This window comes from Phenylobacterium sp., assembly GCF_025351295.1.
Taxonomy (GTDB): Bacteria; Pseudomonadota; Alphaproteobacteria; order Caulobacterales; family Caulobacteraceae; genus Phenylobacterium.
Window position 1 is genome coordinate 1 of the sequence record NZ_JANXWD010000154.1, and the last position, 26,262, is coordinate 26,262.

Sequence of the window (26,262 nt, forward strand, 5' to 3'; positions counted from 1 at the left end):
TGACCATGGTCACCATGCCCTACCTGCCGTGCATGGTGATCGCGGCCCTGTTCGCCGGGGTGCTGACGGCGCGGGGGCGGTTCATCGTCTACGGCTTCTATCCGACCCTGCTGAACGTGGTGATGCTGGCGGTCGTGCTGCCGCAGAACGATCCGACCCGGGCGGCGTGGGCGGCATCCTGGGGGGTGATCGTCGCCGGGATCAGCCAGGCCGGCCTCTGCTGGTGGGGTGCGCACCATTCCGGCGCCCGCATCCACCCGCGCCACCTGCGCTTCACGCCGGAGATCAAGGCCCTGGTGCGCCGCATGGTGCCCGGCGTGATCGCCTCCAGCGCCACCCAGATCAACCTGTTCATCTCCGCCATGCTGGCCAGCCAGGTGGCCGGGATGCGGGTCTGGCTGAACGTGGCCGAGCGGTTCTACCAGCTGCCGCTCAGCCTGGTGGGCGTGGCCATCGGCGTGGCCCTGCTGCCGCGCCTGTCGACGGCTTTGCAGGTGGACGACCACGACGACGCCCAGGGCGCCATGGACCAGGCGGTGGTGTTCGGCCTGGCGCTCAGCCTGCCCGCCGCCGCCGCCCTGATGGGCATGCCGGGCTATCTCACCGACGGCCTGTTCGCGCGCGGCGCCTTCACCCACCAGGATGCGGCGGATTCGGCCAGGCTGCTGTTCCACTACGGCTGGGGCGTGCCGGCCTTCGTGCTGATCAAGATCCTGCAACCGGCCTTCTTCGCCCGCGGCGACACCCGCAACCCGATGATCTATTCGCTGGTCTCGGTGGTGGTGAACATCGTGCTGGGCGTGGCGCTGTTCTTCTCGATCGGCTTCCAGGGGATCGCCTTCGCGACGGCCGCGGCCTCCTGGATCACCGTGGTCCAGATGGTGCTGCGCCTGCGCGCCAAGGGCCTATGGAGCCCCTCGGCGCGCGCGGTCGGCAAGATGATCCGGGTCACGCTGGCCAGCCTCGGCATGGGCGCGGCTGTCGCGATAGGCTCGCACTTCCGGCCGGTGCTGGAGGCCCCGCTGGCGCACCTGCATCTGGGGCCGCTGGGCGCCAAGGAGATCACGGTGCTGCTGCTTTCGGCGGCCGGGATCGCGCTCTATCCGGTGCTGCTGTTCGCGTTCGGCGGGGTCACCCCGGCCGAGGCCCGCGCCGCCTTCCGCCGCCGCAAGGGCGACAGGTCCGCCCCGCTCGCCGACTTGCCGTGAGCCGCGCGCGGCGGTATTGGCGCGGCCATGGCTCTGACCGGACACCTCAGCTGGCGATGGCGCTGACCCGCTGACCCGCGAACTCGGGCCTTGCGCCCGCCTGTCCGTTCAATCCAGAAGCCCAGCATCATGACCGACCAAGCCCCAGCCCCCTACGCGGGCAAACCCCGCGTGCTCTCCGGCGTGCAGCCGTCCGGCGACCTGCACCTGGGCAACTACCTCGGCGCCCTGGTGAAGTTCGCGCGCCTGCAGCACGAGATGGAGACCTTCATCTTCGTCGCCGACCTGCACGCCATCACCGCCTGGCAGGACCCGGCGAAGCTGAAGGACCAGGTGCGCGAGATCGCCGCCGCCTACCTGGCCACCGGCCTGGACCCCAAGGTCGCGACCATCTTCGCCCAGTCGGCGGTGCCCGCCCACGCCGAGCTGGCCTGGGTGTTCAACTGCGTCGCCCGCCTCGGCTGGCTGGACCGGATGACCCAGTTCAAGGACAAGGCCGGCAAGCACAAGGAGCGCGAGAGCGTCGGGCTCTACACCTATCCGGTGCTGCAGGCCGCCGACATCCTGATCTACAAGGCCACCCACGTGCCCGTCGGCGAGGACCAGCGCCAGCACCTGGAACTCACCCGCGACATCGCCGCCAAGTTCAACCACGACTTCGGCGCCCCGAACTTCTTCCCCCTGCCCGACGCCCTCACCCAGGGCCCCGGCGCGCGGATCATGTCGCTCCGCGACGGGTCGGCGAAGATGTCCAAGTCCGACCCCTCGGACAACTCACGGATCAACCTGACCGACGACGCCGACACCATCGCCCAGAAGGTGCGCAAAGCCCGCACCGACGCCGAGGTCCTCCCGGAGAAGCTGGAAGACCTGAAGGGCCGCGCCGAGGCGGAGAACCTGGTGGGCGTCTATGCGGCGCTCTCGGGTCGCACGGCGCAGGACGTGCTCACCGAGTTCGCCGGCCAGGGCTTCGGGGCGTTCAAGCCGAAGCTGGCCGACCTCGCCGTCTCGGTGATGGCCCCGATTGGCGGCGAGATGCGCCGGATGCTGGCCGACCCCGCCGAGATCGACCGCATCCTCACCGCCGGCGCCGAACACGCCCGCGAGGTCGCCGCCCCAACCCTGGCCGAGGTCAAGCGCATCGTGGGGTTCTGGGCGGGCTGACTTGCGCCGGCCGGGGCGGCGCCGCACGCTCCCCCCATGAGCACGCGCCGCAAGTTCCTGGTGGTCGCCGACGACACGCCGGAGTTCCAGACGGCGCTGCGCTTCGCCTGCCGCCGCGCACGCTCCACCGGCGGCCACGTCGCCCTGCTGCGGGTGATCGAGCCCGCCGTGTTCGAGCACTGGTCCGGCGTGCGCGAGGAGATCGCCCGCCAACAGCGCGAGGAGGCAGAGGCCGCCCTGCGGCAGGCCGCCGAGTACGTGCACGCCGAGACCGGCCTGCCGCCGGAATACCTGATCCGCGAGGCCGACAGCACCCGCGCCGCGCTCCGCCAGGTGCTGAGCGAGGACCCCGACATCAAGATCATGGTCCTGGCCGCCGCGGTCGGCGGCCGCGGCCCGGGCCCGCTGGTCGCCTCGATCGCCAAGGAGGGCGTCAAGTGGGGCGACCGCAAGGTCCCCATCACCATCGTCCCCGGCGACCTCACCGACGAGGAGATCGCCGACCTGGCGTGACGCTTTTCCCTCCCCTTCATGGGGAGGGACAGGCCGCGAAGCGGCCAGGGCGGGGAGCTCGGGGTTCTAGCACCTACGCCCAGCTCCGGCCCACACTTCCCCACCCTGACGGCTCCGCCGTCTGTCCCTCCCCATGAAGGGGAGGGAAACTTGCGCTTCGGCTCGCTAAGCGCCACATCTCTCCCATGTTCATCCAGACCGAACCCACGCCCAACCCCGAGGTGCTGAAGTTCCTGCCCGGCAAGGCCGTGCTGGGCGAGGGCACGCGGGACTTCCGCAGCGTCGAGGAGGCCGCCGCCTCGCCGCTGGCCGCCGACCTGTTCGAGCTGGACGGGGTGACGCGGGTGTTCTTCGGCCCGGACTTCATCACCGTCGGCAAGACCCCCGACGAGGACTGGGCCTTCCTGAAAGCGCCGATCCTGGCGGCGATCATGGATCACTTCACCGCCGGGCGGCCGCTGTTCGCCGACGCGGACGACAGCGAGGCCGGCGGCCACGACGAGGGCGTCTATGAGGGCGAAACCGCCCAGATCGTCGCCGAGATCAAGGACCTGCTGGACACCCGCATCCGCCCGGCCGTGGCCCAGGACGGCGGCGACATCCTGTTCAACCGCTTCGACGTCGCCACTGGCGTGGTCTGGCTGAACATGCGCGGCGCCTGTTCCGGCTGCCCGTCGTCCAGCGCCACCCTGAAGGCCGGCGTCGAGAACATGCTGAAACACTACGTCCCAGAAGTGACCGCGGTCGAACAGGCCCTTTAAGCGCGCGCCGTAAGCGGCTACCCCCACCGCGGATGATCGTCCTGGGGCTCGACACCTGCCTGAACGCCTGCTCGGTCGCCGTCCTGGATGGCGCGCGGGTGCTGGCCTTCGCCTCCGAGACCATGGCCCGCGGCCACCAAGAGCGCCTGGCGCCCATGGCCCAGGCGGTGATGGTTGAGGCCGGCCTGCCCTTCAACCGCCTGCGGCGGATCGGCGCGACCGTCGGGCCCGGCTCCTTCACCGGCCTGCGGGTCGGCGTGGCCTTCGCCAAGGGCCTGGCCTCGGCGCTTTCGATCCCGGCCGTGGGCGTCGGGTCGCTGGAGGCCCTGGCCACGGAGGCTCAGGGCCTGGTCGCCGCGGTGCTCGATGCGCGGCGCGAGCAGGTCTACCTGCAGGTCTTCGAGGCCGGCGCGCCGTTGATGGCGCCCGACGTCCTGCCGCTCGGCGTGGCGGCGGCGCGGCTAGCGGAGCTGGCCAGGGGCCGGCCGCTGACCCTGGTCGGCTCGGGCGCGCCGCTGCTGGCAGACGCAACCCCAGACGCCGCCATCCTGATCCCCGACGGCTGCGACGCGCGTCAGGTCGCCCGCCTGGCCGCCGCCCGCGCGCCGACCCCGATCCACCCGCTCTACCTGCGCGCACCCGACGCCAGGCTGCCGGGCGGCAAGCTGCTCGCATGAAGCTGGTCTGCGCCAGCGCCACCGACGCCCCGGCCATGGCCTCGGCCCACGCCCAGGCCTTCGACCGGCCCTGGGACGCGGCGACCTTCAAGACCTTCCTGGCGGGACCGGGCGCCTATGCCTTCGTCGCCGCCGGCGAGGACCCGATGGGCGTCGTGCTGTGCCGGGCGATGGGCGGCGAGGCCGAGGTGCTGACCCTGGCCGTTCCGCCCTGGGCGCGGCGCCAGGGGATCGGCGTCGCCCTGATGACCGCCGCCATGGGGGCCGCCCGCGCGGTGGGGGCCAGCGTCATGTTCCTGGAGGTCGACATCGACAACGTCGCCGCCGTCGGCCTCTACGAGCGCCTGGGTTTCAGCCGCGCCGGGCTGCGCAAAGCCTATTACGACCGCGGCGCAAACGGCCGCGCCGACGCCCTGGTGATGCGGCTCGACCTTACGTCATCGGCCCACTAGACCTATCGTCAGGTCAAAGGAGAGGACCCGTGTCGGACCGCATCGAAAAGCTCTGCCTCGAGAAGAATATGCGGATGACCGACCAGCGGCGCGTGATCGCCCGCGTGCTGTCCGCTGCCGTCGACCACCCGGATGTCGAGGAACTGCACCGCCGCGCCCACGCCGTCGACCCGCACATCTCGATCGCCACGGTCTATCGGACCGTGCGGCTGTTCGAGGAGGCCGGGATCATCGACCGGCTGGATTTCCGCGACGGCCGCTCACGCTACGAGGAACACTCCGACGAGCACCACGACCACCTGATCGACATGAAGACCGGCAAGGTGGTCGAGTTCGTCGACGAAGAGATCGAGGCCCTCCAGGAAGCCATCGCCCGCAAGCTCGGCTACCGCCTGGTCGACCACCGCCTGGAACTCTACGGCATGCCACTGGAGGAGTGAGCACCGCACCCAACATCGCGGTGTCATCCCGGTTTTGGCGCAGCCAAAGACCGGGACCCACCATCAGGCTCGGCCTTTCGCTGTCGTCCTGCCGCGGCGACCGGTCGTGGGTCCTGGTCTTCGCCTGCAGCGAAACCGGGATGACACATCTGGGTGACCGGCCTCAGCCGACGATCACGTGCGGCACGAAGCGGGACAGGTTCCTGGTCACGCGGCTACGGTCCTCGCGGATGCCGATGCCGGCGGGTTCGGCGTCGACCATCCAGGCGCCGATCACGGGGTAGTTGCCGTCGAACGCGGTCAGGGTGTGCAGGCGCTGGCGGATATGGCCCTCCTCGCCATAGCCCTGATCCAGCACCTTGGCGCGGCGGCCGGCGGCGACCAGCTCGATGTTGGCGCCCTCGCGGGAGAACAGCGGCTTCCTCACATAGGAATTGCCCAGGTCGGCGGCGCGCGGGTCGTCCTCGAAGAAGGCCGGTAGCAGGTTCGGGTGGCCGGCGTGGCGGTCCCAGAGCAGGGGCAGCATCCCCTTGTTGGACAGCACCGCCTTCCAGGCCGGTTCCAGGAACTGAGTCTTCGAGCCCTTGATCTTGGCGGCGTAGTCCTCGCGGAACATGTCCTCCCACGGGTACAGCTTGAACAGCGCCCCGATCAGGTAGTTGTCCTGGTCGATAAACCGGCCGTCGGCGTCGAGGCCGATCTGGTTCACCGGCACGAACTTGGGCTCGATCCCAGCCTGGCCGGCGATGTCCTCCAGGTACTTCACCGTCTGACGGTCCTCGACCGAGTCAGGGTCGCTGGCGAAGTGGACGAAGCCGCCGGCCGGGAACAGGGCGCGGAACCGCTGCTCCAGCTTCTCGTGCAGGCTGTTGAACTGGTCGGTGGTGGCCGGCAGGCGGCCGGCCTCGATCATGTCCTCCAGCCAGATCCACTGGAAGGTGCCGGTCTCATAGATGCTGGTCGGGGTGTCGGCGTTGTATTCGTAGAGCTTGGCCGGACCCTGGCCGTCATAGGCGAAGTCGAAGCGGCCATAGAGCGACGGCGCCTTGGCGGCCCAGCTCTCCGCCACGTCGTCGCGCGACGCCGCCGGGATCGCCAGGCGCTCCATCAGCGCCTCGCTCTTCACCACCTCGGCGACCAGGTCGAGGCACAGGGCGTGCAGTTCCCGGGCCGGTTCCTCGAGGCCGTCCTCGACCTCGGCCAGGGTGAACTCGTAATAGGCCCGCTCGTCCCAGTACCGGGCGCCGTCGAGGTGGCGCCAGGTGAAGCCCAGCGCCTGCGCCTTCTCATCCCAGCCGGGCCGCTCGTCGGTCTTGATGCGTTTCATGGTCTCCTCGATCCGATCAGCTCCTCTCCCCCCGCGAAGCGGAGGGGGAGAGGGTAGGGAGAGGGTCGGCTCGTGCAGCGGTGTGCCGCCCTTGGTTCAGCCATGAGTCCTTCACGTCGCCGCTGATGATCCTCGGGCTGCCATCGGTACGAACCCAGGGGTCCAGCCGACCCTCTCCCTACCCTCTCCCTCTCGGCGCTGCGCGCCGGGGGAGAGGAGGCGGCCGCGCCTTAGGTTTTCTCGTCCCGCGCTACCGGCACAGGCTGGGCCTCGATCTGGAGGTGCGGGGCTTCCAGCTGCGGCATCGCCTCGCCCTTCGGCGCGCGCAGGCGGGCCAGGACGTCGTTGGCCGACGAAGCGCCGCCCGGCAGGATGCCGGCGGCCTGCAGCTTGGCGTCGAGGTCGGCGCCGGTGCGGCGGTCTTCCAGCTCGGCGGCGGCCTTGAAGCGCTCGTCTTGGATCGCCTGGCGCTCCTTGATGCGCTTGAGGCTGTCGGCGGCCGAGCCCAGCGCCGCCGTGGCGCCGGCCCCGCGGGAGGCGACGGCGGCCTGGGCGCGCTGGACGCTGTCGTTGACCTTCACCGTGTCGATCTCGCGGCGCAGGTTCTCGACCTTGGTCTGGGTGGCCGCGATGGTGGCGTGCAGCCGCTGCTCGGCGGTCTTCATGTCGGCCAGCTGCGGGGTCTTCTGGGCGACCTCGGCCTCCAGCTCGGAAATGCGGGTGGCGACCTCCAGGGCCAGGGTCTCGTCGCCCTTGGCCAGCGCGGCGCGGGCCGAGCTCTCGTAGCGGCCCGACTGGTCGCTGAGGCCCTGCAGCTCCTTCTCCAGCATGCGGCGCCGCGCGACCAGGGTGGCCAGGTCGTCGCGGGCCCGCCCCAGGGCGGTGTCGGCGTCGCGGATCTCCTGGTCGAGGATGCGCAGGGCGTTGGCGTCGACGACGGCGGCGCCGGCGTCATGGGCGCCGCCGCGCAGCAGGGTGAGGAGCTTTGAGAAGATGGACATGGTCGGACCCCCTTAGGCGGCGGCGTGGCTGAAATTGTCGCGCAGGTCGGAGGCCGCGCGGATGGCGTTCTCGGCCAGCATGCGCACCTCGATCACCACGGTCTGCAAAGTGGTCTTGCACGAGAGCTCGCCAAAGAGCTCATAGTAGTCGCGCCCGGACACGGTGGTGATGCCAAAATTCGACAGCGGCACCAGCTTCTGGGCCTTCAGGAGGAAGGTGTTGAAGGCCGCCTGGTCGGGCTGCTCGTCCACCGGCCACAGGATAGCGGAGACCACGATCTGCTCGGCGCCCACGCTCAGGAACACCGGCAGGTCGCCGAACTCGTGCATGGCGATGTGCAGCACCGGGTCGGTCCCCTCGACCACGCGGGCGGTCATTTCGCCCTCGCGCAGCAGGTGGGTCTCGGCCAGCGCCCGGCTGAGACTCTTCACCGACCAATCGGTGTCGATGACATGGTCCATTTGATATGATCCTGGCGGAGGTTCAGGGTTGTCCCACAGCGCCGGTCCGCGGCTCGACGCTGTGACGATGGCTCGTGCGGCCGCCTGGATATGCGACTTGGCGCCGGGAGGAACCCAAAGCTCCAGCTTCACGAGCCCCAGGCGCTGGCGCTCCTCGCGCCAGTGCCGGGTCCGTTCCGCGGGGCTCAGGCCCGCCGCCTTGTCCTTCGGCTTTCGCATATGTTCATGGTATGAATACGCGTATGTTTGACAGGGCGCAAGATGGGACTATGATCGGTTTAGAACAAGGGCTGATGACGTGATCCTCCGGGGACTGTTCGGAAACAAGGGCGACGACGGTCGCGACCAGGTGATTCCGGTGGTGCGCAACGTCACCATCGGGCGCAGCGTACGCCTGGACGCCCTGGCGTGGCGCCGGCTGGGGTCGGAGACCAAGTTCCGGCTCGACACCGACACCCTGGAGATCGTCGCCCAGGGCCGGATCGACCTGGGCGCCGACGGCTTCGTGCACCGGTTCTACACCGACGACGACATGATGCTGCAGATGGTCAGCAGCGACGCCATGGGCCAGGACGCCAACGACTTCACCCTGTTCGGGCCGTGGTCCAGCGCCTATCCGCCGGACGGCGCCGCCAAGCGCGTCTGGGCCGACCGGCTGCGCGGGCGCACCTTCAGCGACCCCACCCTGCCGGACTACCGCCGCTTCTGGTTCGGCGACACCGACGAGCGCCAGGAGCCGGTCAGCTTCTGGGAGACCGTCTACGACGACCGCACCGGGATCAATTTCCGCAAGATCTACCAGACCTGCATGCTGTTCGCCCGCGACCTGCCGGGCGATGGCCGCGAGCTGCTTCTGGCGCTGGAGATGGAGCCGGAAGGCGGCGACCTGACCCATGAGATCATGGTCGGCATCCCCCTCAATGTTGGAGAATTCGAAGCCTAGACGCGGCGCCACGCGTCCGAATTCGAAAGGAAAACGATGATCTTCGACCCGATTGCGTTCCTCAGCGGCGCCCAGAGCTTCGGCCTGGCCTTCGTGGCGGCGGGCGCCTTCACCCTGATCTTCAAGGCCATCTACCAGGCGATCACGCCGCACAACGAGGGCGCCCTGATCAAGGCCGGCAATTCGGCCGCCGCCGTGGCGCTGGGCGGGGCGGTGCTGGGCTATGTGATCCCGCTCGCCTCGGCGCTTACCCACACCGAGAGCCTGCTGGAATTCGTGGCCTGGGCAACCCTGGCCGGGGTGATCCAGATCGTGGCCTTCTGGGTGGTGCGCCGCCTGGCGCTGCCGGACCTCTCGGCCCGCATCGAGCGCGGCGAGATGTCGGCCGCCCTCTATCTGCTGATGATCTCGCTGGCCGTCGGCATCCTGAACGCCGCCTGCATGTCGACCTGAGGTCCGCCGCCATGAAACGCACCCGCAAACTCGCGCTGACCAGCTTGATGGCCCTGGGCGGCGTCTCGCTCACCGCCTGCGGCGGCGACAACGCCGACAATGTCCGCATCCAGAACCCCGGCCCGGCGGTCGACGCCTACACCTATGCCTCGGTTCAGGAGTGCAAGGACAAGAACCAGATCCCCGACGACGCCTGCGACACCGCCCAGAAGAACGCCCTGGCCGACCAGCAGAAGACCGCCACCTACAAGGAACAGGCCTCCTGCGAGGACGTCTACGGCCCCGGCCAGTGCGTGCCGCGCAACGCCAACAACGGTGGTGGTGGCGGCGGCTCGTTCTGGGGGCCGCTGATCACCGGCTTCGTGGTCGGCCGCATGCTGGACGGCGGCTGGGGCGGCCGCGGCATGTACCGCGACTGGCGCGACGGCGGGTATTACACCTCCTCCGGCGGCCGGATCTTCACCGACTATTCCACCGGCCGCACCCGCCTGGGCTCCCGCGGCTTCGACGCCCCCGACGTCATGCACGGCCCGCCGAAGACCATCTCCCGCGCCTCGGTGATCTCCCGCGGCGGCTTCGGCGGCCGCATGTCCAGCCACAGCTTCGGCGGCGAAGGCGGCTTCCACGGCGGGTTCGGGGGGTAACGCCAAGTTCCTCCCCCGTCGGAGAAGGTGGCGCGAAGCGCCGGAGGGGGTCCTCCACGACGGCGCCGCCGAAGCGCTCTGTGCGCCGCTGAGGCGCCCTATCGAACCTTTTGAGCGGACCCCCTCAGTCAGCTTCGCTGACGGCTTCCCCAACGGGGGAGCAACCTACGCCCCTGGCCTCCGTGCGCCTTTCCCTGTAATCGCCCGCCCCTACGCCCGCACGAAAGCCCCGCAATGCCGGATCTCTACGACGTCGCCGCGATCGGCAACGCCATCGTCGACGTGATCGCCCCGGCGACCGACGCCTGGCTGGCCGAGAACAACCTGACCAAGGGCGCGATGATGCTGGTCGATCCCCAGCAGTCGGCGGCGCTGTATTCCAGGATGGCCCAGGCGGTGGAGGCCTCGGGCGGCTCGGCGGCCAACACCATCGCCGGCCTGGCCAGCTTCGGCGGCCGCGGCGTCTTCATGGGCAAGGTGGCCGACGACCAGCTGGGCCGCACCTTCGCCCACGACATGCGCGCCATCGGGGCCCGGTTCGAGAACACGCCCCTGGTCGGCGGCCCGGCCACCGGCGTCTCGATGATCAACGTCACCCCCGACGCCCAGCGCACCATGTGCACCTTCCTGGGCGCCTCGGTGGAGTTCACCGACAGCGACGTGGACCCCGAGACCGTCGAGGCCTCGAAGATCGTCTACCTGGAGGGCTATCTGTTCGACGCCGAGGCGGCCCGCAAGGCGTTCGCCAAGGCCGCGGCCTTCGCGCACGGGGCCAGCCGCCAGATCGCGCTGACCCTGTCCGACAGGTTCGTGGTCGAGCGCCACCGGGGCGGCCTCAAGGGCTTCATCGAGACCCAGGTGGACCTGCTGTTCGCCAACGAGGGCGAGATCCTGGCGCTGTTCGAGACCGACGACTTCGACGAGGCCTGCGAGCAGGTCCGCACCCACTGTGACCTGGCCGCGATCACCCGCAGCGAAAAAGGCTCGACGATCGTCTCCAAGGGCGAGCTGCTGCACATCGCCGCCGAGCCGGTGGAGAAAGTCGTGGACACGACCGGCGCTGGCGACCAATACGCAGCCGGTTTCATGTTCGGCCTGTCGCGGGGGCGGTCGCTGCACGATTGCGGACGCCTGGCCTCGCTGGCGGCCGCCGAGGTGATCTCGCACTACGGCCCGCGGCCGCAGGTCTCGCTCAAGGACCTGGCCGCAGCCAAAGGACTGTAACGATGAGCCGCAAGGCCGAAGTCGTCCGCAACACCAAGGAGACCCAGATCCGCGTGGCCGTGGACCTGGACGGGACCGGCGTGTCGCAGATCTCCACCGGCATCGGCTTCTTCGACCACATGCTGGAGAGCTTCGCCCGCCATGGCGGCATCGACCTCGCCGTCGAGACCAAGGGCGACCTGCACATCGACATGCACCACACTGTCGAGGACACCGGCATCGTGCTCGGCCAGGCGGTGAAGCAGGCGATCCCCGGCTTCACGGGCATCCGCCGGTTCGGCCACGCCTATATCCCGATGGACGAGACGCTCAGCCGCTGCGCCCTGGACCTCTCCAACCGCCCCTACCTGATCTGGAAGGTCGAGTTCAGGACCCCCAAGGTCGGCGACATGGACACCGAGCTGTTCAAGGAATTCCACCACGCCTTCGCGATGAATTGCGGCGCCTGCGTGCACCTGGAGACCCTCTACGGGGCCAATTCGCACCACATCGCCGAGAGCGGCTTCAAGGCCCTGGCCCGGGCGCTGCGCGCCGCCGTCGAGGTCGACCCCAAGACCCTCGGCCACGCGCCCTCCACCAAGGGCGTCCTCTAGGATCATCACGATGCAGAGGATCGCCCTGATCGACTACGGGTCGGGCAACCTTCGCTCGGCTGAAAAGGCCCTCGTCCGCGTGGCCGGCGGACGGGCGGAGATCGTCGTCACCAATCATCCGGAGACGGTGGCCGGCGCGGACGCCGTGGTGCTGCCGGGCGTCGGCGCGTTCGCCGCCTGCATGGCGGCGCTGTCGGCGCGGAGCGGGGTGATCGAGGCGATGAACCGCGCGGTCGCCGGGCGCGGCGTCCCCTTCCTCGGCATCTGCGTCGGCATGCAGCTGATGGCCAGCCGCGGGCTGGAGTTCGGCGTCACCCCCGGCCTGGGCTGGATCGACGGCGACGTGCGCAAGATCGAGGTCTCCGACCGGGCCCTGAAGATCCCGCACATGGGCTGGAACACCCTGACCGGGGTCGGCGACCTGCCGATGCTGGCGGGCGCCAGGGCCGGCGAGCCGGTCTACTTCACCCACTCCTTCGCCATGTTCCCCACCGACGACGCCGACATCGCCGCCTGGACAGACCACGGCGGACGCTTCCCCGCCGCGGTGGCGCGGGGCAACATGGCAGGGGTCCAGTTTCACCCCGAGAAATCCCAGGCCACCGGCCTCAAACTGTTGTCCGACTTCCTGGAGTGGCGCCCGTGATCCTCTATCCGGCCATCGACCTGAAAGACGGCCAGTGTGTGCGCGTCCTGCACGGCGACCTCTCCACCGCCACGGTGTTCAACGCCGACCCGCCCGCCCAGGCCCGCGCCTGGGTCGAGGCCGGCTTCCACTGGATCCATGTGGTCGACCTGAACGGGGCGGTGCAGGGCCAGGCGGTCAATGCGCCGGGGGTCGAGGCGATCCTGCACGCCGTCTCGGTGCCGGTGCAGCTGGGTGGCGGCATCCGCACCCTGGCCGACATCGAGCGCTGGATCGAGGCCGGCGTCAGCCGCGTGATCCTGGGCACCGTGGCGGTGAAGGACCCCGCCGTGGTCCTGGCCGCCGCCAAGCTCTATCCCGAGCAGATCGCCGTCAGCGTCGACGTGCGCAAGGGCAAGGTGGCCGTCGAGGGTTGGACCGCCGACAGCGACCTGGACGCGATCACCGTGGCCCGCCGCTTCGAGGACGTGGGGGTCGCCGCCCTGATCGTCACCGACATCGACCGCGACGGCACGGTGATGGGCTTCAACGTCGAGGCCTTCGGGGCCATGGCCGACGCGGTCTCGATCCCGGTGATCGCCGCCGGCGGCCTGGCCAGCATCGACGACATCGTGCGGCTGAAGAAGCGCAAGGGCGTGCCGGTGGCCGGCGCCGTGCTGGGCCGCGCGCTCTACAACGGCGCCATCGACCCCGCCCAGGCCCTGCGCGTGGCCGCATGATCCTTCTTCGGCAAGGCTTCGAAGGACCCGTCCTGCGAAGCTCCGTCAGGAGCGAAGCAGGATGAGCCTGAAGATCCGCCTCATCCCCTGCCTGGACGTCAAGGACGGCCGGGTGGTGAAGGGCGTGCAGTTCGTCAACCTGCGGGACGCCGGCGACCCGGTGGAACAGGCCCAGGCCTATGACGCCGCCGGGGCCGACGAGCTGATGTTCCTCGACATCACCGCCAGCCACGAGAACCGCGGCACGATCTTGGACGTGGTGGCCCGCACGGCGGACGTCTGCTTCATGCCGCTCAGCGTGGGCGGCGGCATCCGCGGCGTCGAGGATGCGCGGCGCCTGCTGCTGGCCGGGGCCGACAAGATTTCGGTGATGACCGCCGCCGTGAACGACCGCGACGTGGTCGCCCGCTGCGCCGACGCCTTCGGCAGCCAGGCCGTGGTGGTCTCGGTGGACGCCAAGCGGATCGGCGCGCGATGGGAAGTCTTCACCCATGGCGGGCGCAACCCGACCGGCCTCGACGCCGTCGACTACGCCATCGAGGTGGTCGCGAAGGGCGCGGGCGAGATCCTGCTGACCTCGATGGACCGCGACGGCGCCAAGACCGGCTACGACCTGGCGCTGGTGCGCGCGGTCAGTTCCGCGGTCGGCGTGCCGGTGATCGCCTCGGGCGGCGCGGGCAATACGCGGCATCTGGTCGAGGCCGTCCTGGCCGGGGCCGACGCGGTGCTGGCCGCCTCCATCTTCCACTTCGGCGAGGTCGGGATCGGCGAGGCCAAACAGGCCATGGCCGCCGCCGGCATCCCCGTCCGCCTTACGGAGCCCGCATGAACCGCCGATTCTCCGCCGTCGTCGGCCGCCTGGCCGAGACCATCGAAAGCCGCCGCGGCGCCGACCAGGGCGCCTCCTATACCGCCCAGCTGCTGGCCGACCTGGACCGCGCCGCCAAGAAGCTGGGCGAAGAGGCCGTCGAAACCGTCATCGCCGCCGCCCAGGGCGACCGCGACGCCCTCACCGAGGAAAGCGCCGACCTGATCTACCACTGGCTGGTGGTCATCGCCGCCGCCGGCGTCAGCCTCGACGAAGTCGCCGAAAAGCTGGAAGCCCGCGAGGGGAAGTCGGGGTTGGCGGAGAAGTCGGCGCGCTCCAAGTAGGCGCCGTCACCCCCGCGCCTTCCGCTTCAGCGCCACGTAGAGCGCGCCTTCGCCGCCGTGCTTGCGGTGGGCTTCCGACATGCCGGCGACGATGTGGGCCAGGTGGGCGGCGCCCAGCCATTCGGGGACCCGGCGGCGCAGGACGCCGTCGCCCTGGACGCCCTTGCCGGTGATCACCAGGATCGCGCGGAAGCCCTCGTCCCAGGCGCGGATCAGGAACGCCTCCAGCGCCGGCCGCGCGCGGTCCTGGGTCATCCCATGCAGGTCGATGCGGCCGCCGATCTCCTCCCGATCCCGCGCGATCCGCTGCCGGCGGTTCGGCTCGATCCCCTTTCCCGCCCCTTTATGGGGAGCGGCAGGCCGCGCAGCGGCCGGGGTGGGGAGCGGTGGGCCGGACCCCGCGGCGCGGCTTGATCCTGACTTCCCCACCCGGCTCGCTTCGCGAGCTGTCCCTCCCCATGAAGGGGAGGGAAACGACTCGGCTGGCGCTTTCGGGACGCCGCGCCCGGGCAGCGGGTGCACCGTGGCGGCGACCATCGACCACACCTTCAGCTCCTCTGGCTTCAGCGGCCGCTTCATCGCGGGACCAGCCGATAGAGCCGCAGGGTGTGGCGCACGCGGCCGGCCTCTGCGCCGGCGGCGTCGCCCTGGCCCAGGTAGAGATCGGCGCGGACCTCGCCCTTGATCGCCCCGCCGGTGTCGAGCGCAGTGACCAGCCGCCGGTAGGTCGGAAAGGCGCCGGCCAGCAAGGGCGCCTCGGCGTCGATCCACAGCAGTTCGCCCATCAGGTGGAAGCCCGGGTCCACCGCCACCGCGCGGCCGGGCGGCAGGGTGATATTGGCCGCCCCCACCGGCGGCTTGCCGTCGTCCGGGGCCAGGGTGAAGAAGGCGTAGCGCGGGTTCAGCCGCATGATCTGGTCGGCGTCCGGCCCCCGGTGTGCCGCCAGCCACGCGCGGATCGCGTCGCCCGAGGTGTTGTCGCGCGCCAGCAGGCCGCGGTCGCGCATCGCGTTGGCCACGCCGACGAACGGCAGGCCGTTGTTGGCCGCATAGAGCGCCTTCAGCCGCCGGCTGTCCTCGAACACCAGCACGCCGGAGCCCTGCACCTGCAGGAAGAACAGCTCCTCCGGCCGCATCCAGGCCAGCGGCTTGTCGATCGGCTGGGCCTCGATGGCCGTCCGGTCCAGGTAGGGCGCGCCGGGCGTCAGGTCGGCCGGCTTGGGCCGCACCGGGGCGCTGAACTCGCCGTCCGGCCGCCGCCTGGCCTCATAGATCGGCGCGAAATAGGCGGTCAGCACGCCCGCGCCGGCGATCGGCTCGGCCTGGAACGCGGTCTCGAAGAAGATTCGCCCGTCGCCCGGGGCCACCGACCGCGCCAGCCTGGCCCGGGCGCAGAGGTCCGCAAGGGCTGGGTCGCGCGCCACGCCGCAGGTGGCGCGATAGGCGGTGAAGGACGCATCGTGGTCCTCCAGCGTCCAACCGGGCAGGGCGGACAGCTCCAGCCGCCGCGGCGGCTCGGGCAGCGGCGACCGCTCGGGTGGCGGCCGCGGATAGGCGTAGGGCTGGGCCGGAGGCAGGTCGCGAGGGGCCGGGACGGCGTGCGGCGTGGCGCAGGCAGCGACGCTCAGCGCGGCGAATACCGCCGTGGCAGGACGCAGGCGCGGGCGGCTCACGCTTCGGCGGCGTCCACGTGGACCAGGGCCCAGTTGGGGTCCTTGCTCTTCAGCCGGCGCTCGAAGGTCCACAGCTCGGCGGTGCGGCGGTCGTCGACGCCTTCGCCCTCCGGCCCCTTGGTGCGGCTGCGGAACTCGGCCAGGAAGCGGACCGTCAACTGGGCCAGGTCGCCGGAGACCACCTCGGCCTTGTCCAGGTCGGCGCGGGGCGGATGCAGGAACTCCACCGTCTCGGTGCGGCCTTCCCCCTCGCGGCCGTCGATGGCCGTCTCGAAGTCGGCGAGGATCTTGGGGGCCAGCAGGTTGCGCAGCGTCGGCCGGTCGCCCTCGGCGAAGGCCTTGACGATCAGCTCGTAGGCCTGCTTCGACCCGGACAGGAAGGTCGTCATGTCGAAGCTGGGGTCCCTGGCCTTCACCGCGGCCAGGCCGGTCAGGTGGACGCCGTCGTCGACCGGCTCGAGGGGTCGGTCGAGCGGGCGCAGCAGCGGCGCGGCGGCCTCGGCGGCGGGCCCGTCTTCGGGCTGGCGGCCCACGCGCCGGCCCAGCACCGCATAGAGCTGGTAGAGCACGATGGCGGCGAGACCCGCGAATATGATCAGTTCCAGAACTTGCACGTCGGCTTTCAAGGAGGCTCTAACAGGGACCATACACCCCTTCGGCCTATATAGTCCTCTTGCAACGCCGCCGTCAGGGGCGGCGTTGCATCGCCCGGGGGGCCATGATAGCCGCTCGCCCCTGAACCGGCGCGTTTCCCGCGTCTCCGCCTGAGAGAATTCCGTCACCCATGAGCGAAATCGACACCGGCGCGCCGGTCGCCGCCGAGGGCGGTGAGCCCGGAATCCGCATCCTCGCCCAGTTCATCCGCGACCTGTCGTTCGAGAACCCCCGCGCGCCCGACGCCCTGCGCCCCAGCCAGGACCAGCCGCAGATCGACCTCAACGTCGAGATGAACGCCCGCGGCCGCGACGATGGCCTGTTCGAGGTGGACCTGAAGCTCTCGGCCCGCGCCAACCGCTCGGACGGCCCGCTGTTCGTGGTCGAGTTGCTGTACGGCGGCGTCTTCCAGATCACCGGCGTGCCGACCGACGAGATGGAGCCGGTGCTGCTGATCGAGTGCCCGCGCTACCTGTTCCCCTTCGCCCGCCAGGTGATCGCCGAGGTCTCCTCGCAAGGCGGCTTCCCGCCCTTCCTGCTGGACCCCATCGACTTCGGCGGCGTCTACGCCGCCCGCAAGGCCGGCGCCGTGGAACCGGTGGTGGGGCACGCCTGATCTTTTCCCTCCCCTTCATGGCGAGGGACAGACCGCGAAGCGGTCCGGGTGGGGAAGTCACGACCGGGCGCTGAGCTTGAATGTGGGCTCCCCACCCCGCTCGCCTTCGGCGAGTCGGCCCTCCCCATGAAGGGGAGGGAAACGCGCGCCTACAGCCCGAACCGCCCCCAGAGCTCCTCGCTCTTCACCGCGCCGCGGATGAACGCCGCGTGCAACGTGCGCTCCTCGGCGGTGGAGGGTGGCGGCAGCGGGCGGGGCCTGACCCCATATTCGTTACGCGCGGCGACGGCCGCCGCCGCGGTCATGGCGGCGGTGGACAGCTCCAGGCGCCGCTCGCGGCCGCCCTTCAGCTCCAGATAGACCGCCGCCAGCAGCTTGGCGTCGATCAGCGCGCCGTGCTTCTCCCGCTCGCTGAGCGAGATCTTGAAGCGCTTGCACAGCGCATCCAGCGAGTTGTGCATCCCCGGGAAGCGCTGCTTGGCCAGCGCCAGCGTGTCGATCCAGCGATGCTCCGGAAGGTGCTCGCGGCGGCAGTTCGCCAGCTCCCAGTTCAGGAAGCCGCGGTCGAAGCCGGCGTTGTGGGCGATCAGCGGCGCGTCGCCGACGAAGTCCAGGAAGGCCTCGACCACCTCGGGATGCTCGAACCGCGGCTTGCCGCGCAGGAAGGCTGCCGACAGCCCGTGCACCCGCTGGGCGTCGGCCGGCATGTCGCGGCAGGGGTCGATATAGACGTGGAAGCTGCGGCCGGTCGGCACGAAGCTCTCGATCTCCAGGCAGGCCAGCTCCACCAGCCGGTCGCCGGTCTTCGGATCGAAGCCGGTGGTCTCGGTATCGAGAACGATCTCGCGCGCCATCCCGCCTTCATGCCCCGATTGCGGCCCGCGATTCAACCGCGGAGACGCCGCGCCGGCCCATTCTTTGAACCACTGAAAACACTGAAAACACTGAAATATATAGCGATAAGGATTATCAGGGTACGCCGGCGATCTGCCCCCCTTTCAGTGTCTTCAGTGTTTTTAGTGGTTAATCCGTCTTCAGACGCAGAGCCGCGACGATCGCCCGGACCTGGGCGCGGGCCGCCTCCAGGCCCTGGCCGGTGTCGACCACATAGTGCGCCCGGGCGCGCTTCTCGGCATCGGCCAGCTGCTGGGCCAGGATGGCGTCCAGGCGCTCGGGGCTCATGCCCGGCCGGGCCAGCACCCGCTCGCGCTGCATCGGCGCCGGCGCCGAGACCACCACTATGGCGTCGACATTGGCGTGGCCGCCGGTCTCGAACAGCAGTGGCACGTCGAACACCACCCAGTCGGCGCCGTCGGCCTGTGCCTTTCTCATGAACCCGCCGCGGTCCTGGCCCACCAGCGGGTGGACGATGGCGTTCAGCCGCTTCAATTCCTCGGGATGCCCCAGCACCCGCTGCCGCAACGCCTCGCGGTCGACCCGCCCGTCCGCCACCACGCCCGGGAAGGCCTCGCCCACCGGACCCACGGCCGCGCCGCCCCGGTCGTAGAGCTCGTGCACCGCGGCGTCGGCGTCATAGACCGGCAGCCCGGCCTCGCGGAACATCGCCGCGGTGGTCGACTTGCCCATGCCGATGGAGCCCGTCAGCCCGATCACCTTCATCCTCGGTCCCCCGCCAGGGCCGCCAGGGCCAGGGCGCGGACATCCACCCCCGCCGGCGGCGGCGCGCCGAAGAAGGCCTCATAGGCCGGGACCGCCTGGCCGATCAGCATCTCCAGCCCGTCCACCGTGGACCTGCCCAGGGCGCGCGCCTGCCGCAGGAACGCGGTGTCGAGCGGCTGGTAGACCATGTCCATGATCACGCACCCCGCCGGGGTCGCGTCCAGCGACACGGGCAGGCCGCCCTGCCCGGCGAGGCCGGCCGAGGTGGCGTTGATCACCGCCGTGGCGTCGGCCAGCGCCTCGCCGGCCCGGCCCAGCGGCAGGGCCTGGACCTGCGGCCCCAGGGCCTGCGCGATCGCCTCGGCGCGGGCCAGGGTGCGGTTGACCACCCACACCCGGGGCGTGCCGGCCCCCAGTAGCGCGGCCACCGCGCCGCGCGCCGCGCCGCCTGCCCCCAGCACCGCCACCGAGCCTGCCGCCGCGTCCCAGGCCGGGGCCTGGCGCTGGAAGGCGCGGAGCAGGCCGATGCCGTCCGTGTTGTGGGCCAGGATCCGTCCATCGGGCTCGAAGGTCAGCACATTGGCCGCGCCTGAGCGCCGCGCCAGGTCGCTGGCCTGGTCGGCGACCGCCAGCGCCCGCGCCTTGAACGGGAGGGTCACGTTGAGGCCGCGCACCACCCCGCCGCGCAGGGCGTGGGCGAAGGCCTCGAACCCGTCGCCCTCCAGCGGGAAGGCCACATAGACCGCGTCGATCCCCGCCGCCGCCAGCCAGGCGTTGTGCAGGATCGGCGACAGGGAATGGCCCACCGGCCGACCCGCGACGCCGGCCACCACCGTGCGTCCGGTGATCATGCCGCCAGCTCCCCGTGCCGCCGCAGCAGGTCCAGGAGGCCCAGCAGCGGCAGGCCCAGGATGGCGAAATAGTCGCCCTCGATCCGCGAGAACAGCTGCGCGCCCGGCCCCTCCAGCCGGTAGCAGCCCACCGAGCCCAGGGCGGCCTCGCCCTCGGTCGCCAGGTAGTGGTCGAGGAAGGCGTCGGAGAAGTCGCGCATGGTCAGGCTGGCGGTCGCCACTTCGCGCCAGATCGGCGCCCCGTCGCGGGCTACCACCACCGCCGAATGCAGCTTGTGGGTCTTGCCGCGCAGGATCCGCAGCCGTTCGCGGGCCGCCGCCACGGTCTCGGCCTTGTCGTAGAGCTGCCCGTCCAGGTCCAACGTCTGGTCCGCGCCGATCACCAGGCCCGGGCGGCTGCGCGACACCTTGATCGCCTTCAGTTCCGCCAGCGCGTCGGCCACCTCGCGCGGCCCCGCGCCCTCGGCCAGCAGCCCCGCCTTTACCGCGTCCTCGTCGACGCCGGGCACCACCGCCTCATGCGGTACGCCCGCGCCAGCCAGCACGGCCCGCCGCGCGGCGCTCTTCGACGCCAGGATGAGGCTCACCCCAGCACCTCGACCTGGCCATGGCCCTTGTGCAGCAGGTTCATCACCGCCGCCGCCGTCTCCTCCACCGAGCGGCGCGTGACGTCGATGGTCGGCCAGCCGTGGCGCTCATAGAGCCGCCGCGCGTCGATCACCTCCTCGCGCACCTTGTCCTGGTCGATGTAGGTCGACTCCCGGGTCTCCTTGAGGCTGAGCAGCCGGTTGCGGCGGATCTGGATCAGCCGGTCCGGCGCGATCAGCAGCCCGACGATCAGGGCGTTCTTCAGGTGGAACAGCTTCTCCGGCAGCGGCCGGCCGGGCACCAGCGGGACGTTGGCCGCCCGTACGCCGCGGTGCGCCAGGTAGATGCAGGTGGGGGTCTTCGAGGTCCGCGACACCCCCAGCAGCACCACGTCGGCCTGGTCCAGGTCCTGGCCGCCCTGGCCGTCGTCGTGGCCGATGGCATAATTCAGCGCGTCCATGCGGTTGAAATAGTCGTTGTCCAGCCGCAGGTGCGCCCCCACCCGGCTGGTGGTCGCCGCCCCTAGGTAGCGCTGCATGGCGCTGACCAGCGGGTCCAGGGCCGGCAGGCAGGGCATGTCCATCCGCCGGCAGCCCTCCTCCAGGGCGTCGCGCAGCTTCTCGTCGACGATGGTGTGCAGCACGATCCCCGGCGCCTCCTCGATATCGCCCAGCGCCCGGTCCAGCTGCCGCTGCGAGCGGACCAAGGCATAGATGTGTTCGATCGGCAGCACGTTCTCGAACCGGGCGCAGACCGCGCGCGCCATGGCGTTCAGCGTCTCGCCGGTGGAGTCCGACACCAGGTGGACGTGGAAGTAGGTCGCGAGCCGGGGCGGCGGGGTGTTCGGCACGGGGGACGGGCTCACGGAAGCTGGGGACGGATCCTGTGGGTACTCTCTTAGCGAAGCTCGCGGGCCTTGGGGATAGACGAGGTGGAATGTGGGCCCGCCGGGCCCCGGCCGGGATCGGCTGTATGAACGGGCCCGTTTACGCCTCGTTAACCCCCAGGCTGCGGATCGGGGCGCCGCTTGACCGTCCGAAGTCGAGCGCCGGGCGATGGCCGCATCGGCGCCCGGCGTTCTCCCGCGAAGTGTTAACGAAACCCTAATGGCCTCCGAGGGTTTGGCCTGCGGTCCCCGCAATCCACAGGCCGGGATGAACCCACCCGCCGGCCTGGACAGGCTGGGGACGACCTGGGCGCCGTGACGGGATCGTCAAGTTTTCCCCGCTCGCGACACCCTCTACCGCTCCTGTCGTCCTTAGATTCAAGACTCTTAGGATTGCAGACGAACAAGCCGGGGCGCGGGGGCCTTGAGCCCGGCGGCCCGGCAGGCTTTAAGTCCGCCATGAGCGAGACCCCCCGCCTTCTCCGCGCCCTGGCCGGCGAGACCCTGGACCGGCCGCCGATCTGGTTCATGCGCCAGGCCGGCCGGTCGCTGCCGGAATATCGCGAGCTGCGCACCCGGGCGAAGGACTTCATGGCCTTCTGCTTCAACCCCGAGATGGCGGCCGAGGCGACGCTGCAGCCCATGCGTCGCTTTCCGATGGATGGCGCCATCGTCTTCGCCGACATCCTGCTGCTGCCGCAGGCCCTGGGCCAGGAGGTCTGGTTCGAGGCCGGCGAGGGGCCGCGCCTGGGCGCCCTGCCCCCGATCCAGGCGCTGCGCGACGCTGTCGAAGGCTCGACCGTCAAGCTGGCCAATATCGGCGAGACCCTGAGCCGGGTCCGCGCCGAGCTGGAGTCGGACCGCGCCCTGATCGGTTTCGCCGGCGCCCCCTGGACGGTCGCCACCTACATGATCGAGGGCCGCGGGTCGCAGCGCGAGGCCGCACGTACGTACGCCTACCAGCATCCCGAGGCGCTGGACGCCCTGCTGGATGTCCTGGTGGACTCTACCGCCCGCTACTTGGTCATGCAGGCCAGAGCCGGCGCGCAGGCGCTGAAGCTGTTCGAGAGCTGGGCGGAGAACCTGGCCGAGGACGTCTTTGAGCGCATCGTGGTCGGCCCGCACACCCGCATCGTCCAGCAGGTCCGCGCCGCCGGGGTCGACGTGCCGTTCATCGGCTTCCCGCGCGGCTGCGGCGCGCTGGTGGAGAACTACGCGGCCAAGGTCCCGGTCCAGGGCGTCGCCCTGGACACCCAGGCCAGCTTCGCCATGGGCCGGCGCATCCAAGCCGACGGCAAGACCATCCAAGGCGCGCTCGACAACCTGCTGCTGCGGGCCGGCGGCCCGGCCCTGGACGCCCGCGTCGACGCCCTGCTCGAGGCCTGGGGCCAAGGCCCCTACATCTTCAACCTCGGCCACGGGGTGATCCCCGACACCCCCCTGGAACACATCGCCCAGGTCGTGGCGCGGGTCACGGGCAAGCCGGTGACCCGGATGGCCGCAGCGTGAGACGCCGCAGAGTTGCTCCCCCCTCGGGGGAGCTGTCAGCGAAGCTGACGAAGGGGGTCTGCTCAAACGGATCGACCGGGCGCCGCCCCGGCGTCGACAGGGCTTATGCGCCGCCGCCGTGGAGGACCCCCTCCCTCGCTTGCGGCGACACCTCCCCCGACGGGGGAGGATCTGCGGGATGAGCCGTGTCGCCGTCGTGCTCTTCAACCTGGGCGGGCCGGACAGCCTGGCGGCGGTGCGGCCGTTTCTGTTCAATCTGTTCCGGGATCCGGCAATCATCACCCTGCCGGCTATCGCGCGCTATCCGCTGGCGGCCTTGATCTCCACCACGCGCAACAAGACCGCCCAGGCCAACTACGCGATCATGGGCGGCCGCTCGCCCCTGCTGCCGGAGACGCAGGCCCAGGCTGCCGCCTTGGACACCGAACTGAAGCGCCAGGGCGTCGACGCCCGATCCTTCATCGCCATGAACTACTGGAAGCCGTTCACCCGCGACACCGCCAGGGCGGTGGCCGCCTATGCCCCCGACGAGATCGTGCTGCTGCCGCTCTATCCGCAGTATTCGACCACCACCACCGCGTCGTCCGCCAAGGCCTGGGCGCGGGCCTACCGGGGGCCGGGCCGCAGCCGCACCGTGTGCTGCTATCCCACCGCCACGGGGCTGATCGACGCCCACGTCGCCGAGATCCGCAAGGTCTGGGAGGCCGGCGGCCGGCCGGCCGACCTGCGGCTGCTGTTCTCGGCGCATGGCCTGCCGCAGCAGGTGGTCGACGCCGGCGACCCCTACGCCGCCCAGATCGCCGCCACCGCCGCGGCGATCGCCGAACGGCTGCCGGAGATCGCCGACTGGCAGGTGTGTTTCCAGAGCCGGGTGGGCCGTCTCAAGTGGCTCGAGCCGTCCACGGAGACCGCCATCCGCCAGGCCGGCGCCGACGGCAAGGGGGTGCTGATCGCCCCCATCGCCTTCGTCTCCGAGCACGTGGAGACCTTGGTCGAGCTGGACCACGAATATGCCGAGCTGGCCCAGGAGCTGGAGGTGACGCCCTACCTGCGGGCCCGGACGCCCGGCGTCGACGCGGGCTTCATCGCCGAACTGGCCCGCGCGGTCGAGGGCGCGCTCGGCCGGCAAGGGGTCGCGCCCCATGGCCCCTGGCGATGCCCGGCCGGCCATGGCAAATGCGCCTGCCGGGAGGGGACGGCCTGATGGACTGGTACAATCTGCTACGCGGCCTGCACATCATCGCGGTGATCGCCTGGATGGCGGGGATGATGTACCTGCCCCGCCTCTTCGCCTACCACACCGAGACCGCACCCCCGGGCAGCGAGTTCGACGCCCACTTCCAGCGGTGGGAGGCCAAACTCATGTCGATCATCATGAACCCGGCCATGACCATCACCTTCATCCTCGGGATCAGCCTGATCCTATATCACGTCTATGCCATGCGGCAGGGCTGGGGCTTCCTGCTGGAACCCTGGATGCTGGTGAAGCTCGCCGGCGTCGTCTTCATGGGCTACTGGCACGGCATGCTGGCGGGCGCGCGCAAGCAGATCGCGGCCGGCCAACGCCCGCGCTCGGCGAAGTTCTGGCGCGCCACCAACGAACTGCCCTTCCTGGCCGCCGTGGTCATGGTCCTGGCCGTCACCCTGGAATTCGGCAACCACTGATTTTTCCTTCCCCATCATGGGGAGGGACAGCTCGCCGTGAGGCGAGCAGGGTGGGGAACCCTTGATCCTCCCGGGCCTGAAGCCCACTTCCCATCTATCTGGCCTGCGGCCATCCACCCTCCCCTGAAGAGGAGGGATATCCTTGACCCCATCCCCCCGATGTGGTTCCGCTGGCGTCACGCGTCGGTCACGGCGCGCCCCGCCTCTTACCGGTCCGCGCGGCAGCCGCGCCCCGACCGGTCCCCAACGAAACTGACAACGGCGCCTCCAGCGCCTACATGATTGCCCCGCCCGCACCCGGCCTCCGTCCGGTGCGCGCGAATTCCAAAGTGAAATCAATGCAAGACGATACCGAAGACCACGCCTCCGACACCGACCTCGACGTCCTGGAGCCCGTGGTCAGCGAGGCCGAGGCGGCCGCCCAGGCCGAGGCCGAGAACGAGGAGCCCAGCGAGGCGTCCAAGGCGATCGCCGCCATGGGCCTGACCCAGGCCAGCCTGCAGGGGCTGAAGGACAAGTCGCCGGCCGACCTGCTGGCCTTCGCCGAGCAGCTGGAGATCGAATCCGCGAACTCCATGCGCAAGCAGGACATGATGTTCGCGATCCTCAAGGTGCTGGCCGAAGAAGGCGTGGCGATCTCGGGCTCCGGCACCCTGGAAGTGGTGCAGGACGGCTTCGGCTTCCTGCGCTCGCCGGAAGCCAACTACCTGCCGGGCCCCGACGACATCTACGTCAGCCCCTCGCAGATTCGGAAGTTCGGCCTGCGCACCGGCGACACCGTCGTCGGCGAGGTCCGCGCCCCCCGGGAGGGCGAGCGCTACTTCGCCCTGGTGAAGGTCGACCAGGTCAACTTCGAAGCCCCCGAGAACGTTCGCCACAAGGTGCTGTTCGACAACCTGACGCCGCTCTATCCGGAAGAGCGCCTGCGGATGGAGATCGACGACCCGACGCTGAAGGACCGCTCCGGCCGGGTCATCGACATCGCCGCGCCGCTCGGCAAGGGCCAGCGCTGCCTGATCGTCGCCCCGCCGCGGGTCGGCAAGACGATCATGATGCAGAACATCGCCCGGGCGATCTCCACCAACCACCCCGAGTGCTACCTGATCGTGCTGCTGATCGACGAGCGGCCGGAAGAAGTCACCGACATGCAGCGCACCGTGAAGGGCGAGGTGATCTCCTCGACCTTCGACGAGCCCGCCACCCGCCACGTTCAGGTCGCCGAAATGGTCATCGAAAAGGCCAAGCGCCTGGTCGAGCACAAGCGCGACGTGGTGATCCTGCTGGACAACATCACCCGCCTGGGCCGCGCCTACAACACCGTGGTCCCGTCGTCGGGCAAGGTGCTGACCGGCGGCGTCGACGCCAACGCCCTGCAGCGCCCCAAGCGCTTCTTCGGCGCGGCGCGCAACATCGAGGAGGGCGGCTCGCTGACCATCATCGCCACCTCGCTGATCGATACCGGCAGCCGGATGGACGAGGTGATCTTCGAAGAGTTCAAGGGCACCGGCAATTCTGAAATCGTGCTCGACCGCAAGGTCGCCGACAAGCGCATCTTCCCGGCCATCGACATCCTGAAGTCCGGCACCCGCAAGGAAGAGCTGATCACCCCTAAGGACCAGCTGCAGAAGACCTACATCCTGCGCCGCATCCTCAACCCCATGGGCGCCCAGGACGCCATCGAGTTCCTGCTCGATAAGCTCCGCAGCTCCAAGAACAACGACGACTTCTTCCAGTCGATGAACACCTGACCCGAGCCAGGAACGAGCAACCAGAAACATCAGCCATTTCAAAGACCCGGCAGGAAAATCGCCCCTGTCGCGA

At 70.2% G+C, this 26,262-nt stretch carries 32 protein-coding genes; 21 read left to right on the forward strand and 11 right to left on the reverse strand.

What is annotated here, in order from left to right; translation table 11 throughout:
• From murJ to Q0R13_RS20635, 7 genes are all read left to right on the forward strand, one after another.
• Positions 1 to 1,208: murein biosynthesis integral membrane protein MurJ (murJ, locus tag Q0R13_RS20605; protein ID WP_293907494.1), on the forward strand; the 1,208-nt coding region annotated here is incomplete at its 5' end.
• 129 nt (positions 1,209 to 1,337) lie between these two features.
• Positions 1,338 to 2,372 (forward strand): tryptophan--tRNA ligase, encoded by a 1,035-nt coding sequence (gene trpS / locus Q0R13_RS20610; protein ID WP_293907496.1) that lies wholly within the window; start codon positions 1,338 to 1,340, stop codon positions 2,370 to 2,372.
• Between the two features lie 36 nt (positions 2,373 to 2,408).
• On the forward strand, positions 2,409 to 2,885 hold the full coding sequence (locus tag Q0R13_RS20615) for a universal stress protein (RefSeq protein WP_293907498.1): 477 nt from the start codon (positions 2,409 to 2,411) through the stop codon (positions 2,883 to 2,885).
• A gap of 185 nt (positions 2,886 to 3,070) precedes the next feature.
• Positions 3,071 to 3,646 carry a NifU family protein gene (locus tag Q0R13_RS20620; protein ID WP_293907500.1) on the forward strand — a complete coding sequence of 192 codons (576 nt, stop codon included), beginning with the start codon at positions 3,071 to 3,073 and terminating at the stop codon, positions 3,644 to 3,646.
• A gap of 35 nt (positions 3,647 to 3,681) precedes the next feature.
• Positions 3,682 to 4,323, forward strand: coding sequence for a tRNA (adenosine(37)-N6)-threonylcarbamoyltransferase complex dimerization subunit type 1 TsaB (tsaB, locus tag Q0R13_RS20625; RefSeq protein ID WP_293907601.1), 642 nt, complete (start codon positions 3,682 to 3,684; stop codon positions 4,321 to 4,323).
• Entirely contained in the window at positions 4,320 to 4,775 is a 456-nt protein-coding gene (gene rimI / locus Q0R13_RS20630; protein WP_293907502.1) for a ribosomal protein S18-alanine N-acetyltransferase, read from the forward strand. The genes tsaB and rimI overlap by 4 nt, the downstream gene beginning before the upstream one ends.
• Before the next feature lie 68 nt (positions 4,776 to 4,843).
• The gene (locus Q0R13_RS20635; protein ID WP_293907603.1) at positions 4,844 to 5,215 is read left to right on the forward strand and encodes a Fur family transcriptional regulator; all 372 of its coding nucleotides are present in this window, start codon (positions 4,844 to 4,846) and stop codon (positions 5,213 to 5,215) included.
• Positions 5,216 to 5,378: 163 nt separating this feature from the next.
• Here the strand turns inward: Q0R13_RS20635 and Q0R13_RS20640 are convergent, their stop codons facing one another.
• The 3 genes from Q0R13_RS20640 to Q0R13_RS20650 form a co-directional block, all read right to left on the reverse strand.
• The gene (locus Q0R13_RS20640) at positions 5,379 to 6,542 is read right to left on the reverse strand and encodes a glutathionylspermidine synthase family protein (protein WP_293907504.1); all 1,164 of its coding nucleotides are present in this window, start codon (positions 6,540 to 6,542) and stop codon (positions 5,379 to 5,381) included.
• 230 nt (positions 6,543 to 6,772) lie between these two features.
• On the reverse strand, positions 6,773 to 7,543 hold the full coding sequence (locus tag Q0R13_RS20645; RefSeq protein ID WP_293907506.1) for a PspA/IM30 family protein: 771 nt from the start codon (positions 7,541 to 7,543) through the stop codon (positions 6,773 to 6,775).
• A gap of 12 nt (positions 7,544 to 7,555) precedes the next feature.
• Entirely contained in the window at positions 7,556 to 8,005 is a 450-nt protein-coding gene (locus Q0R13_RS20650; protein WP_293907508.1) for a DUF2170 family protein, read from the reverse strand.
• Between the two features lie 301 nt (positions 8,006 to 8,306).
• On the opposite strand from Q0R13_RS20650, the gene Q0R13_RS20655 reads away from it, so the two are divergent.
• From Q0R13_RS20655 to Q0R13_RS20695, 9 genes are all read left to right on the forward strand, one after another.
• Positions 8,307 to 8,948, forward strand: a complete 642-nt coding sequence (locus Q0R13_RS20655) for a DUF2491 family protein (RefSeq protein ID WP_293907605.1) — start codon at positions 8,307 to 8,309, stop codon at positions 8,946 to 8,948.
• Positions 8,949 to 8,984: 36 nt separating this feature from the next.
• Positions 8,985 to 9,401 (forward strand): DUF350 domain-containing protein, encoded by a 417-nt coding sequence (locus Q0R13_RS20660; RefSeq protein WP_293907510.1) that lies wholly within the window; start codon positions 8,985 to 8,987, stop codon positions 9,399 to 9,401.
• 11 nt (positions 9,402 to 9,412) lie between these two features.
• Positions 9,413 to 10,045 (forward strand): DUF1190 domain-containing protein, encoded by a 633-nt coding sequence (locus tag Q0R13_RS20665; protein WP_293907512.1) that lies wholly within the window; start codon positions 9,413 to 9,415, stop codon positions 10,043 to 10,045.
• A 234-nt stretch (positions 10,046 to 10,279) separates the two neighbouring features.
• Positions 10,280 to 11,269 (forward strand): adenosine kinase, encoded by a 990-nt coding sequence (locus Q0R13_RS20670; protein WP_293907514.1) that lies wholly within the window; start codon positions 10,280 to 10,282, stop codon positions 11,267 to 11,269.
• 2 nt (positions 11,270 to 11,271) lie between these two features.
• Entirely contained in the window at positions 11,272 to 11,862 is a 591-nt protein-coding gene (gene hisB, locus Q0R13_RS20675) for an imidazoleglycerol-phosphate dehydratase HisB (protein WP_293907516.1), read from the forward strand.
• Positions 11,863 to 11,872: 10 nt separating this feature from the next.
• On the forward strand, positions 11,873 to 12,508 hold the full coding sequence (hisH, locus tag Q0R13_RS20680) for an imidazole glycerol phosphate synthase subunit HisH (RefSeq protein ID WP_293907518.1): 636 nt from the start codon (positions 11,873 to 11,875) through the stop codon (positions 12,506 to 12,508).
• Positions 12,505 to 13,227 carry a 1-(5-phosphoribosyl)-5-[(5-phosphoribosylamino)methylideneamino]imidazole-4-carboxamide isomerase gene (gene hisA, locus Q0R13_RS20685; protein WP_293907520.1) on the forward strand — a complete coding sequence of 241 codons (723 nt, stop codon included), beginning with the start codon at positions 12,505 to 12,507 and terminating at the stop codon, positions 13,225 to 13,227. Before hisH ends, hisA begins: the two co-directional genes overlap by 4 nt.
• A gap of 61 nt (positions 13,228 to 13,288) precedes the next feature.
• On the forward strand, positions 13,289 to 14,056 hold the full coding sequence (gene hisF, locus Q0R13_RS20690) for an imidazole glycerol phosphate synthase subunit HisF (RefSeq protein ID WP_293907522.1): 768 nt from the start codon (positions 13,289 to 13,291) through the stop codon (positions 14,054 to 14,056).
• The gene (locus Q0R13_RS20695) at positions 14,053 to 14,379 is read left to right on the forward strand and encodes a phosphoribosyl-ATP diphosphatase (protein ID WP_293907524.1); all 327 of its coding nucleotides are present in this window, start codon (positions 14,053 to 14,055) and stop codon (positions 14,377 to 14,379) included. The genes hisF and Q0R13_RS20695 overlap by 4 nt, the downstream gene beginning before the upstream one ends.
• A gap of 6 nt (positions 14,380 to 14,385) precedes the next feature.
• Here Q0R13_RS20695 and Q0R13_RS20700 read toward each other — a convergent pair whose 3' ends face one another.
• The 3 genes from Q0R13_RS20700 to timA are packed head-to-tail and all read right to left on the reverse strand — an operon-like array spanning position 14,386 to position 16,666.
• The gene (locus tag Q0R13_RS20700) at positions 14,386 to 14,958 is read right to left on the reverse strand and encodes a Smr/MutS family protein (protein ID WP_366853354.1); all 573 of its coding nucleotides are present in this window, start codon (positions 14,956 to 14,958) and stop codon (positions 14,386 to 14,388) included.
• Complete coding sequence (locus Q0R13_RS20705) at positions 14,955 to 16,052, reverse strand: MltA domain-containing protein (protein ID WP_293907526.1); 1,098 nt, start codon at positions 16,050 to 16,052, stop codon at positions 14,955 to 14,957. Before Q0R13_RS20705 ends, Q0R13_RS20700 begins: the two co-directional genes overlap by 4 nt.
• Positions 16,049 to 16,666 carry a TIM44-related membrane protein TimA gene (gene timA / locus Q0R13_RS20710; RefSeq protein WP_293907528.1) on the reverse strand — a complete coding sequence of 206 codons (618 nt, stop codon included), beginning with the start codon at positions 16,664 to 16,666 and terminating at the stop codon, positions 16,049 to 16,051. Before timA ends, Q0R13_RS20705 begins: the two co-directional genes overlap by 4 nt.
• 170 nt (positions 16,667 to 16,836) lie before the next feature.
• On the opposite strand from timA, the gene secB reads away from it, so the two are divergent.
• Positions 16,837 to 17,322: a protein-export chaperone SecB gene (gene secB, locus Q0R13_RS20715; RefSeq protein ID WP_293907529.1), complete on the forward strand. Its 486-nt coding sequence runs from the start codon at positions 16,837 to 16,839 to the stop codon at positions 17,320 to 17,322.
• A 149-nt stretch (positions 17,323 to 17,471) separates the two neighbouring features.
• On the opposite strand, the gene dnaQ is transcribed toward secB, so the two are convergent.
• The 5 genes from dnaQ to Q0R13_RS20740 all read right to left on the reverse strand — a co-directional run bounded on the left by dnaQ (position 17,472) and on the right by Q0R13_RS20740 (position 21,246).
• Complete coding sequence (gene dnaQ / locus Q0R13_RS20720) at positions 17,472 to 18,176, reverse strand: DNA polymerase III subunit epsilon (RefSeq protein ID WP_293907531.1); 705 nt, start codon at positions 18,174 to 18,176, stop codon at positions 17,472 to 17,474.
• Positions 18,177 to 18,345: 169 nt separating this feature from the next.
• Positions 18,346 to 18,942: a dephospho-CoA kinase gene (coaE, locus tag Q0R13_RS20725; RefSeq protein ID WP_293907533.1), complete on the reverse strand. Its 597-nt coding sequence runs from the start codon at positions 18,940 to 18,942 to the stop codon at positions 18,346 to 18,348.
• Positions 18,939 to 19,793, reverse strand: a complete 855-nt coding sequence (gene aroE / locus Q0R13_RS20730; protein ID WP_293907535.1) for a shikimate dehydrogenase — start codon at positions 19,791 to 19,793, stop codon at positions 18,939 to 18,941. Before aroE ends, coaE begins: the two co-directional genes overlap by 4 nt.
• Positions 19,790 to 20,380, reverse strand: coding sequence for a Maf family protein (locus Q0R13_RS20735; protein WP_293907537.1), 591 nt, complete (start codon positions 20,378 to 20,380; stop codon positions 19,790 to 19,792). The genes aroE and Q0R13_RS20735 overlap by 4 nt, the downstream gene beginning before the upstream one ends.
• Positions 20,377 to 21,246, reverse strand: a complete 870-nt coding sequence (locus tag Q0R13_RS20740) for a pyruvate, water dikinase regulatory protein (protein ID WP_293907539.1) — start codon at positions 21,244 to 21,246, stop codon at positions 20,377 to 20,379. Before Q0R13_RS20740 ends, Q0R13_RS20735 begins: the two co-directional genes overlap by 4 nt.
• 480 nt (positions 21,247 to 21,726) lie before the next feature.
• On the opposite strand from Q0R13_RS20740, the gene hemE reads away from it, so the two are divergent.
• The 4 genes from hemE to rho all read left to right on the forward strand — a co-directional run bounded on the left by hemE (position 21,727) and on the right by rho (position 26,189).
• Positions 21,727 to 22,776 carry a uroporphyrinogen decarboxylase gene (hemE, locus tag Q0R13_RS20745; protein WP_293907541.1) on the forward strand — a complete coding sequence of 350 codons (1,050 nt, stop codon included), beginning with the start codon at positions 21,727 to 21,729 and terminating at the stop codon, positions 22,774 to 22,776.
• A 178-nt stretch (positions 22,777 to 22,954) separates the two neighbouring features.
• Positions 22,955 to 23,980 carry a ferrochelatase gene (gene hemH / locus Q0R13_RS20750; protein WP_293907543.1) on the forward strand — a complete coding sequence of 342 codons (1,026 nt, stop codon included), beginning with the start codon at positions 22,955 to 22,957 and terminating at the stop codon, positions 23,978 to 23,980.
• The gene (locus Q0R13_RS20755) at positions 23,980 to 24,441 is read left to right on the forward strand and encodes a CopD family protein (RefSeq protein ID WP_293907545.1); all 462 of its coding nucleotides are present in this window, start codon (positions 23,980 to 23,982) and stop codon (positions 24,439 to 24,441) included. The genes hemH and Q0R13_RS20755 overlap by 1 nt, the downstream gene beginning before the upstream one ends.
• A gap of 338 nt (positions 24,442 to 24,779) precedes the next feature.
• On the forward strand, positions 24,780 to 26,189 hold the full coding sequence (rho, locus tag Q0R13_RS20760) for a transcription termination factor Rho (protein ID WP_293907547.1): 1,410 nt from the start codon (positions 24,780 to 24,782) through the stop codon (positions 26,187 to 26,189).
• Positions 26,190 to 26,262: the final 73 nt, after the last annotated feature.

What these genes read in the sequence shown, in the direction of transcription:
- trpS (WP_293907496.1), top strand. Translation starts at nt 1,338, where the DNA reads ATGACCGACCAAGCCCCAGCCCCCTACGCGGGCAAACCCCGCGTGCTC.
- Q0R13_RS20755 (WP_293907545.1), top strand. Translation starts at nt 23,980, where the DNA reads ATGGACTGGTACAATCTGCTACGCGGCCTGCACATCATCGCGGTGATC.
- Q0R13_RS20620 (WP_293907500.1), top strand. Translation starts at nt 3,071, where the DNA reads ATGTTCATCCAGACCGAACCCACGCCCAACCCCGAGGTGCTGAAGTTC.
- Q0R13_RS20640 (WP_293907504.1), bottom strand. Translation starts at nt 6,542, where the DNA reads ATGAAACGCATCAAGACCGACGAGCGGCCCGGCTGGGATGAGAAGGCG.
- hemE (WP_293907541.1), top strand. Translation starts at nt 21,727, where the DNA reads ATGAGCGAGACCCCCCGCCTTCTCCGCGCCCTGGCCGGCGAGACCCTG.
- rimI (WP_293907502.1), top strand. Translation starts at nt 4,320, where the DNA reads ATGAAGCTGGTCTGCGCCAGCGCCACCGACGCCCCGGCCATGGCCTCG.
- dnaQ (WP_293907531.1), bottom strand. Translation starts at nt 18,176, where the DNA reads ATGGCGCGCGAGATCGTTCTCGATACCGAGACCACCGGCTTCGATCCG.
- Q0R13_RS20700 (WP_366853354.1), bottom strand. Translation starts at nt 14,958, where the DNA reads ATGAAGCGGCCGCTGAAGCCAGAGGAGCTGAAGGTGTGGTCGATGGTC.
- rho (WP_293907547.1), top strand. Translation starts at nt 24,780, where the DNA reads ATGCAAGACGATACCGAAGACCACGCCTCCGACACCGACCTCGACGTC.
- Q0R13_RS20695 (WP_293907524.1), top strand. Translation starts at nt 14,053, where the DNA reads ATGAACCGCCGATTCTCCGCCGTCGTCGGCCGCCTGGCCGAGACCATC.
- Q0R13_RS20665 (WP_293907512.1), top strand. Translation starts at nt 9,413, where the DNA reads ATGAAACGCACCCGCAAACTCGCGCTGACCAGCTTGATGGCCCTGGGC.
- aroE (WP_293907535.1), bottom strand. Translation starts at nt 19,793, where the DNA reads ATGATCACCGGACGCACGGTGGTGGCCGGCGTCGCGGGTCGGCCGGTG.
- hemH (WP_293907543.1), top strand. Translation starts at nt 22,955, where the DNA reads ATGAGCCGTGTCGCCGTCGTGCTCTTCAACCTGGGCGGGCCGGACAGC.
- hisH (WP_293907518.1), top strand. Translation starts at nt 11,873, where the DNA reads ATGCAGAGGATCGCCCTGATCGACTACGGGTCGGGCAACCTTCGCTCG.
- Q0R13_RS20645 (WP_293907506.1), bottom strand. Translation starts at nt 7,543, where the DNA reads ATGTCCATCTTCTCAAAGCTCCTCACCCTGCTGCGCGGCGGCGCCCAT.
- Q0R13_RS20660 (WP_293907510.1), top strand. Translation starts at nt 8,985, where the DNA reads ATGATCTTCGACCCGATTGCGTTCCTCAGCGGCGCCCAGAGCTTCGGC.
- hisF (WP_293907522.1), top strand. Translation starts at nt 13,289, where the DNA reads ATGAGCCTGAAGATCCGCCTCATCCCCTGCCTGGACGTCAAGGACGGC.
- Q0R13_RS20635 (WP_293907603.1), top strand. Translation starts at nt 4,844, where the DNA reads ATGCGGATGACCGACCAGCGGCGCGTGATCGCCCGCGTGCTGTCCGCT.
- hisB (WP_293907516.1), top strand. Translation starts at nt 11,272, where the DNA reads ATGAGCCGCAAGGCCGAAGTCGTCCGCAACACCAAGGAGACCCAGATC.
- coaE (WP_293907533.1), bottom strand. Translation starts at nt 18,942, where the DNA reads ATGAAGGTGATCGGGCTGACGGGCTCCATCGGCATGGGCAAGTCGACC.
- Q0R13_RS20615 (WP_293907498.1), top strand. Translation starts at nt 2,409, where the DNA reads ATGAGCACGCGCCGCAAGTTCCTGGTGGTCGCCGACGACACGCCGGAG.
- Q0R13_RS20650 (WP_293907508.1), bottom strand. Translation starts at nt 8,005, where the DNA reads ATGGACCATGTCATCGACACCGATTGGTCGGTGAAGAGTCTCAGCCGG.
- Q0R13_RS20670 (WP_293907514.1), top strand. Translation starts at nt 10,280, where the DNA reads ATGCCGGATCTCTACGACGTCGCCGCGATCGGCAACGCCATCGTCGAC.
- secB (WP_293907529.1), top strand. Translation starts at nt 16,837, where the DNA reads ATGAGCGAAATCGACACCGGCGCGCCGGTCGCCGCCGAGGGCGGTGAG.